This is a genomic window from Ruegeria sp. C6 (assembly GCF_056537625.1).
On record NZ_JBQFRW010000005.1, the window covers coordinates 225,105 to 237,804 of the forward strand.

Here is a 12,700-nt window from a genome sequence, read left to right on the forward strand (position 1 = left end):
TCTAGCCACCCGTCATGGGCGGAAAGAACGCAACCTCGCGTACACCGGTCAGTGGGGCGTCAAAATCCGAAAGCTCTTGGTCCAGCGCCACGCGCAAGGCCGACAGATCGGCAAAGGCAGCAGCATAGCGATCCTCACGCGCGCTCAGTTCCGCGACCAAATCGCTGACTGTTGCGGCCTCGGTTTCAATCTTCTCTTTCGGCAGGCCGATGCGTTCGCGCACCCAAGCGAAATACAGCACGTTCATCGGTTAGCTCTCCTTCAGGTGGGGCATGGCTTTACGTAGGTAGTCATAGCCTGTGATCAATGTCAGCGTCGCGGCAATCCAGAGCAGCCATAGCCCGATACGACCTGACCAGAACATGGCCTCAAGATGCCAGCGGATGTTGTTCAGGTCCTCGACCTGCCCTGCCAGAACCTGATCAATGGTTGTCGCATCCATGCCAAACGTGGCCATCACAAAATGGTGCTCGAATATCCCCTGCGAGAACAGGATCGCGATCGCTACCATCTGTGCCGTCGTTTTCCACTTGGCTAGCTTGGTGACCTTCAGGGTTCCGGCCACATCGCCCAGATACTCTCGCAAGCCTGAGACAAAGACTTCGCGAAACAGGATCACTGTCGCGGGCAGGACCAGCCATGGTGTCCAGTGTTCAGTCGAATAGCCCACCAATATCATCAGCGCGATCACCACCATTGCCTTGTCGGCAATGGGATCCAGCATGGCGCCAATCTTCGTTTCCTGTTTCCAGGCGCGCGCCAGATACCCGTCGAACCAATCGGTGATCGCCGCTGACAGGAACAGAATCAAAGCAAACCAATCCGCATAGGGACGGGTGAAATACAGAAACATCACGGCGAGACCGGGGGCCGCCACAAGGCGCAGTACAGTCAGAATATTCGGCAGGTTCCATTTCATGGCTTGGACCCTACATCGCCGGGTCAAGACAGAAAAGACAGGGTCTTAAAAAACTGACCCAGCACAAGCGTTTGCTGTCTTAAAAGTCAAAGCGTCGCAGCGGTGGTCACATTACAGGTTTCATCTTGGCACTTGATTGCTTTGGCGTCAGATTGTCGGCTGGCCAACCAGACAACACCCCAGAGCTGACATGACACCGCATATTCAAACCGATCCCCGGTCAAATCTGATCGGCAGCGCCTGGATGGTCGCCGCAATGGCGCTGTTCGCGCTGGAGGATGCGCTGCTTAAGGCGGCTTCGGCGTCGATCCCGATCTGGCAGGTGCTTGTACTGTTCGGTTCGGGTGGTGCTGTGATCTATGCAGCGGTTGCCACAGTACGTAGCACGCGTCTGTTCCAGCCCGACGTGTTGTCGCGCCCAATGAAGGTGCGTGTGGTCTTCGAGATTCTTGGACGTTTGTTCTATGTGCTGGCGATCGCTTTGACGCCACTGTCATCGGCCACGGTGATCCTGCAGGCCACACCACTGGTTGTCGTCGCAGGGGCCGCGTTGTTCTTTGGAGAATCCGTCGGCTGGCGGCGATGGAGCGCCATTTTGATCGGTCTTGTTGGCGTTGTGATCATCATCCAACCGACCGGAGACAGCTTCTCGGCCCTGTCAATCCTTGCCGTGCTGGGGATGCTCGGCTTTGCGGGGCGCGATCTGGCCAGCCGCGCCGCACCCGCAACACTGGGCACCGAAGTTCTGGGGTTCTATGGCTTCCTCTGCATCATTGTCGCGGGTTTGGCTTATCGATTCTGGGAAGGAACACCGCTGCAAACTCTGACGCCTAATGTCAGCCTGCACATGGGCGGGGCGATTGTGATGGGGGTCATGGCCTATGCCGCGCTGATGAAGGCGATGCGCACCGGCGAGGTCTCATCTGTGACGCCGTTTCGCTATTCGCGGCTGTTATTCGGTATCGGCTTGGGCGTGTTGATGTTTGGCGAGCGATTGGATCAGACCATGTGGATTGGCTGCGGCCTCATCGTGGCGTCGGGCCTCTATATCCTTTGGCGGGGGCGAAAAGCCTAGCCCTTGTCATGGAAGAAGTCATAGACCTTCTGCGCCAACCCGGCTGAAATCCCCTCGACGGCTTTAAGATCCGCCAAATTGGCTCGGCTCACCGCTTTGGCGCTGCCGAAATGAGTCAGCAGGGCGCGTTTGCGCGCGGCCCCGACGCCGGGGATTTCGTCCAGTGGCGTTGCACCAACCGCCTTGGCGCGTTTCGCGCGATGGGTGCCGATGGCAAAGCGATGCGCCTCATCCCGCAAGCGCTGGATAAAGTACAATACGGGATCGTTGCGTTTCAGCGCAAAAGGGCGCTGCCCGATGCGGTGGAATTCTTCCTTGCCGTGATCGCGATCGACACCCTTAGCGACACCGACCATCGGGATATCCTCGACCCCGTGCTGGGCCATGATCTCATTCACGGCGCTCACCTGCCCTGCACCACCGTCGATCAGCAGCAGATCGGGCCAATGCCCTTTGTCCCGATCCGGATCTTCCTTTTGCAGGCGCGTAAAACGGCGGGTCAGGACCTCTTTCATCATGCCGAAGTCATCGCCGGGGGTTAGATCATCGCCGCGGATGTTGAACTTGCGATAGGCGTTTTTCATGAACCCCTCTGGGCCCGCGACGATCATGCCACCCACGGCATTGGTGCCTTGAATGTGAGAGTTGTCATAAACTTCGATCCGGTTCGGTGGCGCGTCCAGATCAAAGGCCTCGGCCACACCGCGTAGCAATTTGGCCTGCGTGGCACTTTCCGACATCCGCCGGGCCAGCGATTCACGTGCGTTGCGCAAGGCACCGGCGATCAGTTCCTGCTTTTCACCGCGCTGGGGCACCAGGATTTCCACCTTGCGTCCAGCTTTTTCCGACAATGCCTCCTGCATCAGATCGGCATTCTCGATTGCATCAGACAGGATCAACTGCCGGGGTGGTTCCTTGTTGTCATAGAACTGGCCCAGGAACGCTTCCATCGCCTCAGCCTGTGACACATCCGGGCCGACGCGCGGATAGAAATCGCGGTTACCCCAGTTCTGGTTGGCCCGGATGAAAAACACCTGAACGCAGGCTTGACCGCTGTCCATATAGAGGCCAATGACGTCAGCCTCGGCCACGCCGCGCGGATTGATGCCCTGAGACGTCTGCACCTGCGTCAGCGCCCGGATACGGTCGCGCAAACCGGCGGCTCGTTCGAACTCCATCGCCTCGGAGGCAGCCATCATCTGCGCGGCGAGATCTTCCTGCACTTTGGTAGATCGGCCTGACAGGAACCTTTCGGCATCCTTAACGCTTTCACGATAATCGGCTTCCGAGATCAGTCCGACGCACGGCCCAGAACATCGCTTGATCTGATAGAGCAGGCACGGCCGGGTCCGGCTATCGAACATGGAATCCGAACAGTTCCGCAGCAGGAACGCCTTTTGCAGCTGGTTCAGCGTCCTGTTCACCGCGCCTGCACTGGCGAAGGGGCCAAAATAAGCCCCCTTTTCTTTCTTCGCCCCTCGGTGCTTTTTGATCTGCGGAAAGGCATGATCCTTGGCGACCAGAATATTCGGGAAGCTTTTGTCATCCCGCAACAATACGTTGTATTTGGGCTTGAGCTGCTTGATCAGGTTCTGTTCCAGCAGCAGCGCCTCGGTCTCGGTCCGAGTGGTCAGAAACATCATCGAGGCAGTTGCGGCGATCATTTTCTCGATCCGACCCGAGTGCCCCGGGCGCGTGTAGTTCGATACCCGCGCCTTCAGGTTTCGCGCTTTACCTACGTAAAGAACTCGGCTGTCCCCATCCAACATCCGATACACACCCGGCGAGCTGTCCAGCGTTTTCACATAACGCTGAATGCAGGCATAGCCGGTGGCTTGGGTCGGCGATTCGGAATCGGTACTGGCGGTCATGAGTCTGAGATATGATTCTCTGACCATGGCTGCAATCTTGTGCGCTTCAGATCAAGAGAAAACAAATCCACGACTTCTGTGGATAACTGTGCAGATAACTTTAGGGGCATCGTGATTTTCCCTTGAATCCTTGCCTATTCGTTGATCTGCACAAAAAATAGGCAGGAAATTATGGTATTGTTTTTAAACGATAAATTTGTTGATCTGAGACAAGTGTATGAAAATTAAGACATTTTTGTAACGTTCAGATAACAGGAACGAGAGCAGTGCAAAACTTGCAGCAGATTTACTTATTCTACACCAAGAACATCGGGTGTTTGCCAACCCAAATGTTGCCCACCATCGACGCAAAGAAGCTGCCCCGTAACGGCATGTGCATCCAGAAAGTATCCCAGCGCAGCAGTAATATCCGACGGGTTCGCGCCGCGCTCCAGAATCGTGTTCTGCCGCTGAGCGCTAAAATGAGCATCACTTTGGCGATGACCCTGCAGCGTTGGGCCGGGGCCGATCGCGTTCACACGGATTGCGGGTGTCAGAGCCTGCGCTGCAGTCCGGGTCAAGGCCCACAACCCCATCTTGGCAATCGTGTATGACATGAACTCAGGCGTCAGTTTACGCACCCGCATATCCACCATGTTCACGATCAGCCCAATCGCCAGAGGCTCTCCCTGATCATCAAGCTCCGGCTGCAACCCCTGCTCGGCCATGGCTTGGGTCAGTACGAATGGTGCGCGCAGATTGCTGTCGAGATGCCGATCCCAGCTTTGGCGGGTAGCTGTGTGTATATTGTCATACTCAAATATCGATGCATTGTTGACCAGACAGGTGATCGGACCACCCAGCGCCTCAGCTGCACGCGGCAGCAATGAGCTGACTTGCCCCTCATCAAGCAGATCGGTCTGCAGCGCAACTGACCTTCGGCCCAGCGCCTGAACCTCATCAACCGTTTCACGCGCGGCCTGAGCCGAACTGGAATAGTGCACAGCGACATCCATGCCGCGCTGCGCCAAATACAGCGCCATGGCACGACCAAGGCGTTTACCGGCACCGGTCACCAATGCTCGGGTCATGGGCTCATTCTCCTCGTCAGGTCAGGCTAACAGGCTTGCAACATAGATCACATAGAGCGCTGTCAAGATCAGGCCCCAGACGCGTGTGATATCTTTCTTGAAGAATACAAAAGGAACCAACAAGAGCGACGCGCCGAGCATCACCCACAGATCGAAACGCAGGAATTCAGGATCGACGGGAATACGCCCAAACAAGGTCGTAATGCCGACAATGGCCAGCAGATTGAACATGTTCGATCCGATGACGTTACCCAGTGCCACATCCGCTTGTCGCCTCAGGGCAGCCATGACGGTTGTCGACAGTTCCGGCAGGGACGTACCCACCGCGATCAGCGTAAGGCCGATCACTGTTTCGCTCACACCATAGTTCCGGGCAATGACGGTCGCATTTTCGACCAGCAGATGCGCACCCATTGGCAGTCCTATCAAGCCGAGGATCAGGTAGATCGCCACCTTCCAATAAGGCATGTCAGGATCTGCTTCCTCAAGACCCTCAAGCTCGTCCTCATCGGCACAAGCTTCACCACAGGCTTTACGGTGCGCATGTGCTTCGCGAAACGCGTTGCCGAGGATCAGAGCCAACGCAGCCAGCAAAATTGCCCCGCTGAGCAGATTAAAGACCCCGCAAAAAGCCAACCCGATAAATAACACCGACGCCAGAAGCATGAAGATGTAGTTCTTGCGGCTGTCGCACTCGCTTGTGTGCAAGGTCGCCAGAAGCGCGGGCAATCCCAGAACCAGCAAGATATTCGCTGTATTCGAGCCCACCACGTTACCCAACGCAATGCCCGGCGCGTTTTCCTTGATGGCGCTGATTGCAATCAGCAGCTCAGGGGCCGAAGTTCCGAATGCAACTATTGTCAGGCTGACGATCAGGGCGGGAACCCCCAACCGCAGGCTGAGGTTCACGGCCCCTCGCACCAGCGCGTCACCTGCCAACAACAGGATCAGCAGCCCGAGGCCGGAGAACAGCCATGCCGTCATCCACGGCCTCCTTCTTCGCAAGGACACGGGCCTTTGCCGATCCTGAACCGCCCACAACGCGGACATTTCGCAGAACTCAATCGTTTCTGTCCAGGAAAGCGTAGCTTGCCGAACATCGCCAGAACGCCCATGGCGATCAGGAACAAGGTGACTGCTTTGATGATCACTCTACAACCCGAAACGCGCGTAGGCAGCGCGCTCCTCAATACCGGCAATGGCATCCTGCGCCAGCGTCGCGCCGAAGCGCGACCAGATCGGTTTGCGCAGGCCATAGCGGCGGAACCTGACTTTGTCGCCAAACTTCTCCTGCATCTTGGGCTTCAGATGGGCAATACCATCGATCAGGCCCAGCTGTTGCGCGCGACGGGCCAGCCAGACCTCGCCGTTGAACAGATCAGCGCTGCTGTCCAGCTTGCCGTCCCGGCGAGATTTCACATGGGTTATGAAATTCTCGTGGATATCGCCCAGCAGCACTTTGAGCCGTGCAATGTCTTCTTTCTTTTCCGGAGCAAACGGGTCGAGCATTGATTTCGACTGACCCGCAGTATGTACGCGCCGTTCAAAGCCCTGACGTGCCAGAAAAACATGCGCGCCAAATCCCGACGATATCACGCCGATCGACCCCAGAACCGAACTGTCATCGGCCCAAATCTCATCCGCTGAAACCGCCAACCAATATCCACCCGAAGCCGCCACGTCTTCGACGAAAGCGTAAACAGGGATCTTAAGCTCTTCCGCCAGTCGCTGGATACGCGCACCGATCAATGAGCTTTGAACGGGGGAGCCGCCCGGCGAATTGATCTCCAGCGCGACCGCAGCGGGCTTGCCCTTGCGAAAGGCTTTCTCCAACACCGGTGCCAGAGCGGTCGCGTTCATCGACCCTCGCCCGGCCATTCCAATGGCACCGGACAGGCGAACAACGGCCACAAGTGGCGGCTTTTTCATGAAGGGCAGGCTGAGTTTCATGGAAGCCGATGTAGAGCGCGCCGGAGCCGTAAACAAGAGACCCGAAGCGCCATAAACGCGACGTGAACCAATTTCACACACCTGATGGGCAAAAATGCAACGCCCTAGCTGCGGATGCGCCAACCGGTTTTGAAGATCCAGCCAATGATCGCGAGGCATATTCCGGTGAAGGCCAGTATGGCCAGAAGGCTCCAAAATATCGGGACATCTGCGATACCGTAGAATGACCAGCGGAACCCGGAAATCAGATAAACCACAGGGTTGAACAGAGTGATCGTCTGCCAAAGCGGAGGTAGCATCGAGATCGAGTAAAACGTCCCACCCAGAAAAATCAGGGGCGTCACAACAAGCTGGGGGACAAGCGACATTTGCTCAAAATTTCCGGCCCAAATGCCCACGATAAACCCCAGCAGCGAGAAACTGAGGCAAGACAAGATCAGGAAAGCCGCCATGGCAAACGGGTGTTCAATGCGAATGTCCACAAAGAACGTCGCAGTGGCCAGAATGACAAGACCTACAAACAGTGCCTTAGTTGCGGCCGCGCCCACATAGCCAATCACAATCTCGATGAAATTGATGGGGGCTGAAAGTAACTCATAAATCGTACCCAAGAATTTGGGGAAGTAGATGCCAAAGGACGCGTTCGAGATTGACAGCATCACTACGGACAACATGATCAGACCCGGCACAATGAAGGCCCCATAGGACACGCCTTCGATCTCTTGAATGCGACTGCCGATGGCAGTGCCAAACACCACGAAATAAAGCGAGGTCGACAGGACCGGAGACAAAAAACTCTGCGCCAGTGTGCGAAAGAACCGGGCCATTTCAAACCGGTAGATGGCAGTAATAGCGGACCAGTTCATGCGGGTTCTCCGGACACGAGGTTGACGAAAATCTCTTCAAGGCTCGATTGCCGCGTCTGCACATCACGCAGCACTAAACCGGCCTGTGCAACATCATTGAGAAGAGTGGTGATGCCCGTGCGCTCGGCATTGGTGTCGTAAGTATAGATCAGCGCATCGCCTGCACCGTTGAGCGTCAGTTGATGATCGGACAGAACGTCGGGAACCGATAAAATAGGCTCGGTCAACATGACCTCAATCTGCTTTTTGCCCATCTGCGCCATCAATGTGTCTTTGTCCTGAACGAGCAAAAGCTCACCCTTGTCGATGACACCCACACGGTCGGCGATTGCCTCGGCTTCCTCGATGTAGTGAGTGGTCAGGATGATGGTGACACCAGCCTGCTTCAATTCGGCCACGATCTCCCACATGTCCTTACGTAGCTCGACATCTACGCCGGCGGTGGGTTCATCCAGAAACAGCACCCTTGGCTCATGCGCCAAGGCTTTCGCGATCAGCACACGTCGCTTCATGCCTCCGGATAGTTCCTTGATTGCGTTACGGCGTTTGTCCCATAGGGACAGCTTGCGCAGGATTTCCTCGATCCTGGCGTTGTCTCCGCTATGACCGAACAGCCCGCGCGAAAAGCGGACAGTGTTCCAGACCTTCTCGAACGGTTCCAGCGCGATTTCCTGCGGCACCAGCCCAATCATCTTGCGGGCTGCGCGATACTCGGTCTGGATGTCATAGCCGCCAACTGTGACCGAGCCCGAAGACGGTGTTGTAATACCGCACACAGTCGAGATCAGCGTTGTTTTACCCGCCCCATTGGGGCCCAACAGCGCTAGAATCTCACCTTCTTCAATGTCCAGAGACACACCTTTCAGCGCCTCAAACCCATCGGCATAAGACTTCCGCAAATCCCGGATCGACAATATGGTCGTCATGCGTACCCTCGTTCTGACCCCGCAACCTATAGCGACGGACCATCGTGGAACAGTCCAATTCCGCACAGTGCCATGCGCGTGTGCGCAGGGTTCAGTCTCGTCCCGTCAGGCGACCTAGCCAGCCTGACTTGGTCTCTTCTTCGGCTGCGTCTTCTTGCGGTGGCGGACCTTCGAAATATTCTTGAAGATTGGCGAAAAACTGATCGGCCATCTTCTTGGCAAACCCATCAATCAGGCGGCTGCCCAGCTGAGCCAGTTTGCCACCCACCTTAGCCTCGACCTCGTAGGTCAGAAGGGTGCCACCAGCCTCGCTGGGCGCGAAGGTTACATCAGCGCTTCCCTTGGCAAAGCCTGCAGCGCCCCCCTTGCCCTCACCTGCGATGGTCAGGCGTTCGGGCTCAATCATGTCGGACATGGTCACTGTGCCTTTGAAAGTCGCCTTCACAGGGCCAACCTTTTGCACCACGGTCGCATTATACCCCTCGGTTGGATCACCGGTAATCTCCTGCGCGCCGCTGATGCAGGCTTTTAATACTTCAGGGTCCAGCAACGCAGCGTAAACGGCGGCAGGCGGCGCCTGAATTTCACGGGTATCGCTTAACTGCATCTCTCAACCTCTTTTTAATCCTACGGCAGACCATAAAGACCTAGCCCTGAAACATCGATGCAGGCAACCAGTTTGCACAAACTAAGGCACTGGATCGGGATTCTTCGCTTGCATTCGTTCCGCCCAACAGAAACCCTGCGCCGCAGGAGGAAGACATGCTGCACGGCATACGCATCATCGAAATCGAAGGGCTGGGCCCAGCCCCCTTCGCGGCCATGCTGCTGGCGGATATGGGCGCCGATATCATTACCATCCATCGCAAAGGGTCCGCCGTCACTCCGGGTATGCCTGAACGTTCGCTGCTGGATCGCGGCAAACGATCAATTGCGCTGGACCTCAAAGACCCGCAGGACCTTAGCGTTGCAAAACGGCTGATCGCAACGGCTGATGCGCTGATCGAGGGTTTTCGCCCCGGCGTGATGGAAAAGCTGGGGCTGGGGCCGGAAGACTGTCATTACCTGAACCCAAAGCTGGTCTATGGCCGAATGACAGGCTGGGGGCAGCATAGCCCACTTTCTGAGACAGCGGGCCATGATCTCAACTATATCGCCCTTTCAGGGGCTTTATCCTACGCGTCGCTGCCCGGCCAACCGCCTTTGACGCCCGCAACACTTGTCGGGGATATCGGCGGTGGTGCGATGTATCTGGTTGCAGGTCTGCTCGCCGGGCTTCTGAATGCCCGGAGCACAGGCAAAGGCACGGTGGTGGACGCCGCCATCTACGATGGCTCGGCACACATGATGAATTTGCTGATGAGCCTGCGCCAAACCGGCAACCTGTCCGACACCCGGGGTCAAAGCCTGCTTGACGGACCGCATTGGAGCAGAACCTACGCCTGCGCAGATGGCGGTTTCATCTCAGTTCAATGTCTGGAGCCAAAATTCTATGCTCACTTCCTGGACATCCTCGGGCTCAGCGATGACGCGGAATTCGCTCAGCAATATAACCATGCGACGTGGCCCAACCTGACGAAGCGGTTGAGCAAAATCTTTGCCGAGAAGCCGCGCGACGAATGGGCGGCGCTGTTTCAAGGCACGGACGCCTGCGTTGCCCCAGTCCTAAGTCCACAAGAAGCACGAGATCACCCCATGAATTCGGCTCGCCAAGCATGGGTCGACCACGACGAAACACGTCAAGCCGCAGCCGCTCCTAGATTCTCAACCTACAACTGGCAACCGCGGCCCAGCCCCAAACGCGGAGAGCATACAAATGAGATTTTGAACGAACTTCCTCCCGCTTCATCTGGCTAAAAATACCTCGGGGGCGAATTGGCCGCAGGCCAAGAGGGGGCTGGCCCCCTCGCCAGGCTTACCGCCCGCGCACCGTATCGATCATCAATTGAACGTTCTCAGGGTCCGCATCTGGCGTAATACCATGACCCAAATTGAAGATATGCGGTCCTTTTGAGAAGGCTTCGACAATCCGCCGCGTCTCATCGACAAGCGCTTGCCCGCCTGTCACCATATGCGATGAAGCCAAATTGCCCTGCACACACCCATCGACTTGCACATTCGCAGCAGCCCATTCGGGCGACACAGAATTGTCCAGCGCGACACAATCCACACCGGTGGCCTTGGCGAAACCGATGTAACCCTGATCCGCTTCGCGTGGGAAACCGATGACGGGAATGCCCGGATGGCGGGCCTTTATGGCAGCAGTAATCTCGCGACAGGGTTCTACGGCGTATTTCTGAAACGCTTCGCCCTTCAATGATCCCGCCCAACTATCAAATATTTTGACAACCTCGGCCCCTGCCTCGATTTGGGCAGACAGGTATTCAATTGTCGCGGCCGTGATCCGATCCAACAGCGCCTCGAACAGCGCAGTGTTTTCTTCGCGCAGCGCATGGGCTGGCCCCTGATCCGGGGTGCCCCGTCCGGCGATCATGTAGGTAGCCACTGTCCAGGGCGCGCCTGCAAATCCGATCAGAGTTGTCTCAGAAGGAAGCTCACGCGAAAGAATACGCACGGTTTCATACACCGGAGAGAGCGTCTCATGAATTGCATCAACCGGCTTCAGCGCATCAAACTCCGACTCCCGTGTAATTGTCGAAAGGCGAGGACCTTCGCCGGTGACAAACCACAAATCCGCACCCAGCGCCTGCGGCACAAGCAGGATATCAGCAAACAGGATCGCGGCATCAAAGCCGTAGCGGCGAATGGGCTGAAGGGTGACTTCGGCGGCAAGCTCGGGGTTATAGCAAAGAGACAGGAAATCTCCGGCCTGTGCGCGCGTTGCACGATATTCAGGCAAATACCTCCCAGCCTGTCGCATCATCCAGATCGGCGGCACATCCTGCACTTCCCCCGCCAGCGCCCGTAGCAATTTCTTTGTCTCGGCCATTCGTGCCCCCAGTGTTCCGGTTTGGTGCAACGCGTCGGCCCTCAGTGGCAATTTGTCAAGCTCTGCCCCCATTGTCAGGGCAATGTGACGCGACTAAAGCTGTGCACATGAGTCTGATATTGCCTACCCCCGCATCGCCTCTGAAAATCGGCACCCGTGGATCTCCGCTGGCGCTGGCGCAGGCCTATGAAACCCGTCAGAGACTTGGCGCCGCTTTCGACCTGCCTGAGGACGCGTTTGAGATCGTGGTAATCAAGACCACCGGTGACAACCGCGCCATGATCGACGCGGACCGGCCGTTGAAAGAGATTGGCAACAAGGGTCTGTTCACCAAGGAAATCGAAGAGGCGATGCTGAAGGGCGAGATTGATGTCGCCGTGCATTCGACCAAGGACATGCCGGTCGAACAGCCTGATGGGCTGGTGCTGGATACTTTTCTGCCGCGTGAAGACGTGCGCGATGCCTTTATCTCTCCGACGCTGAGTTCGATTCACGACTTGCCAGAGGGCGCAGTTGTCGGGACTTCATCGTTGCGCCGCCGGGCGCAGTTGCTGAATCGGCGGCCCGATCTGAAAGTGGTCGAGTTTCGCGGCAATGTGCAGACTCGCCTGAAGAAGCTGGCAGATGGCGTGGCCGATTGTACCTTCCTGGCCATGGCCGGATTGCGCCGCTTGGATATGAAAGACGTCCCCGCGACTGCTATATCGCCTGATGACATGCTACCTGCCATTGCGCAGGGCACCATCGGCATTGAACGGCGCAGCGACGATAGCCGCACCGCCGAGATGCTGGCGGCGATTCATCATGTTGAAACAAGCCAACGCCTTGCGGCTGAACGCAGCCTGCTGGCCGGGCTGGATGGCTCATGCGAAACACCGATCGCCGGTCTGGCACAAGTCCAAGATGGCCAACTGCATCTGCGTGGAGAAGTTCTGCGCCCGGACGGTTCCGAGGCGATCAGCGAAGAGGCCACCGGGGCGCTCGAAGACGGCGCAAAACTGGGTCAGACAATGGCCGCCTCTCTGCTGATACAGGCCGGACCGGGGTTTTTCGACTGGCGCTAAGAAAAAATT

At 57.0% G+C, this 12,700-nt stretch carries 13 protein-coding genes; 3 read left to right on the forward strand and 10 right to left on the reverse strand.

Annotation, left to right across the window (positions count from 1 at the left end; translation table 11 throughout):
* Position 1: 1 nt before the first annotated feature.
* Positions 2-247, reverse strand: coding sequence for a molybdopterin converting factor subunit 1 (gene moaD, locus ACR0MJ_RS16715; protein WP_170395615.1), 246 nt, complete (start codon positions 245-247; stop codon positions 2-4).
* Positions 248-250: 3 nt separating this feature from the next.
* On the reverse strand, positions 251-919 hold the full coding sequence (gene pgsA, locus ACR0MJ_RS16720; protein ID WP_170395613.1) for a CDP-diacylglycerol--glycerol-3-phosphate 3-phosphatidyltransferase: 669 nt from the start codon (positions 917-919) through the stop codon (positions 251-253).
* 190 nt (positions 920-1,109) lie between these two features.
* On the opposite strand from pgsA, the gene ACR0MJ_RS16725 reads away from it, so the two are divergent.
* Complete coding sequence (locus tag ACR0MJ_RS16725) at positions 1,110-1,994, forward strand: DMT family transporter (protein ID WP_480761815.1); 885 nt, start codon at positions 1,110-1,112, stop codon at positions 1,992-1,994.
* Here the strand turns inward: ACR0MJ_RS16725 and uvrC are convergent.
* The 7 genes from uvrC to ACR0MJ_RS16760 form a co-directional block, all read right to left on the reverse strand.
* A complete protein-coding gene (uvrC, locus tag ACR0MJ_RS16730; RefSeq protein ID WP_480761866.1) occupies positions 1,991-3,865 on the reverse strand; it encodes an excinuclease ABC subunit UvrC in 1,875 nt (624 codons plus the stop codon). The two genes, ACR0MJ_RS16725 and uvrC, sit on opposite strands and share 4 nt — an antisense overlap.
* A 290-nt stretch (positions 3,866-4,155) precedes the next feature.
* The gene (locus tag ACR0MJ_RS16735; RefSeq protein WP_480761817.1) at positions 4,156-4,935 is read right to left on the reverse strand and encodes an SDR family oxidoreductase; all 780 of its coding nucleotides are present in this window, start codon (positions 4,933-4,935) and stop codon (positions 4,156-4,158) included.
* Positions 4,936-4,956: 21 nt separating this feature from the next.
* Positions 4,957-5,919 carry a calcium/sodium antiporter gene (locus tag ACR0MJ_RS16740; RefSeq protein ID WP_170395605.1) on the reverse strand — a complete coding sequence of 321 codons (963 nt, stop codon included), beginning with the start codon at positions 5,917-5,919 and terminating at the stop codon, positions 4,957-4,959.
* A 168-nt stretch (positions 5,920-6,087) separates the two neighbouring features.
* A complete protein-coding gene (locus tag ACR0MJ_RS16745) occupies positions 6,088-6,885 on the reverse strand; it encodes a S49 family peptidase (RefSeq protein ID WP_170423599.1) in 798 nt (265 codons plus the stop codon).
* A 104-nt stretch (positions 6,886-6,989) separates the two neighbouring features.
* On the reverse strand, positions 6,990-7,751 hold the full coding sequence (locus ACR0MJ_RS16750) for an ABC transporter permease (RefSeq protein ID WP_170395601.1): 762 nt from the start codon (positions 7,749-7,751) through the stop codon (positions 6,990-6,992).
* Positions 7,748-8,677, reverse strand: coding sequence for an ABC transporter ATP-binding protein (locus tag ACR0MJ_RS16755; RefSeq protein WP_480761818.1), 930 nt, complete (start codon positions 8,675-8,677; stop codon positions 7,748-7,750). The genes ACR0MJ_RS16750 and ACR0MJ_RS16755 overlap by 4 nt, the downstream gene beginning before the upstream one ends.
* A gap of 91 nt (positions 8,678-8,768) precedes the next feature.
* On the reverse strand, positions 8,769-9,284 hold the full coding sequence (locus ACR0MJ_RS16760) for an SRPBCC family protein (protein WP_170395597.1): 516 nt from the start codon (positions 9,282-9,284) through the stop codon (positions 8,769-8,771).
* Positions 9,285-9,439: 155 nt separating this feature from the next.
* Here ACR0MJ_RS16760 and ACR0MJ_RS16765 point away from each other — a divergent pair, with 155 nt between their 5' ends.
* Positions 9,440-10,534 carry a CaiB/BaiF CoA transferase family protein gene (locus tag ACR0MJ_RS16765; protein ID WP_480761819.1) on the forward strand — a complete coding sequence of 365 codons (1,095 nt, stop codon included), beginning with the start codon at positions 9,440-9,442 and terminating at the stop codon, positions 10,532-10,534.
* A gap of 58 nt (positions 10,535-10,592) precedes the next feature.
* Here the strand turns inward: ACR0MJ_RS16765 and hemE are convergent, their stop codons facing one another.
* Entirely contained in the window at positions 10,593-11,627 is a 1,035-nt protein-coding gene (gene hemE, locus ACR0MJ_RS16770) for a uroporphyrinogen decarboxylase (protein WP_480761820.1), read from the reverse strand.
* A 107-nt stretch (positions 11,628-11,734) separates the two neighbouring features.
* Here hemE and hemC point away from each other — a divergent pair, with 107 nt between their 5' ends.
* A complete protein-coding gene (hemC, locus tag ACR0MJ_RS16775) occupies positions 11,735-12,691 on the forward strand; it encodes a hydroxymethylbilane synthase (protein WP_480615343.1) in 957 nt (318 codons plus the stop codon).
* Positions 12,692-12,700: the final 9 nt, after the last annotated feature.

Excerpts from the sequence above, each read along its gene's own strand:
- moaD (WP_170395615.1), bottom strand. The coding sequence starts at position 247 with ATGAACGTGCTGTATTTCGCTTGGGTGCGCGAACGCATCGGCCTGCCG.
- pgsA (WP_170395613.1), bottom strand. The coding sequence starts at position 919 with ATGAAATGGAACCTGCCGAATATTCTGACTGTACTGCGCCTTGTGGCG.
- ACR0MJ_RS16725 (WP_480761815.1), top strand. The coding sequence starts at position 1,110 with ATGACACCGCATATTCAAACCGATCCCCGGTCAAATCTGATCGGCAGC.
- uvrC (WP_480761866.1), bottom strand. The coding sequence starts at position 3,865 with ATGACCGCCAGTACCGATTCCGAATCGCCGACCCAAGCCACCGGCTAT.
- ACR0MJ_RS16735 (WP_480761817.1), bottom strand. The coding sequence starts at position 4,935 with ATGACCCGAGCATTGGTGACCGGTGCCGGTAAACGCCTTGGTCGTGCC.
- ACR0MJ_RS16740 (WP_170395605.1), bottom strand. The coding sequence starts at position 5,919 with ATGACGGCATGGCTGTTCTCCGGCCTCGGGCTGCTGATCCTGTTGTTG.
- ACR0MJ_RS16745 (WP_170423599.1), bottom strand. The coding sequence starts at position 6,885 with ATGAAACTCAGCCTGCCCTTCATGAAAAAGCCGCCACTTGTGGCCGTT.
- ACR0MJ_RS16750 (WP_170395601.1), bottom strand. The coding sequence starts at position 7,751 with ATGAACTGGTCCGCTATTACTGCCATCTACCGGTTTGAAATGGCCCGG.
- ACR0MJ_RS16755 (WP_480761818.1), bottom strand. The coding sequence starts at position 8,677 with ATGACGACCATATTGTCGATCCGGGATTTGCGGAAGTCTTATGCCGAT.
- ACR0MJ_RS16760 (WP_170395597.1), bottom strand. The coding sequence starts at position 9,284 with ATGCAGTTAAGCGATACCCGTGAAATTCAGGCGCCGCCTGCCGCCGTT.
- ACR0MJ_RS16765 (WP_480761819.1), top strand. The coding sequence starts at position 9,440 with ATGCTGCACGGCATACGCATCATCGAAATCGAAGGGCTGGGCCCAGCC.
- hemE (WP_480761820.1), bottom strand. The coding sequence starts at position 11,627 with ATGGCCGAGACAAAGAAATTGCTACGGGCGCTGGCGGGGGAAGTGCAG.
- hemC (WP_480615343.1), top strand. The coding sequence starts at position 11,735 with ATGAGTCTGATATTGCCTACCCCCGCATCGCCTCTGAAAATCGGCACC.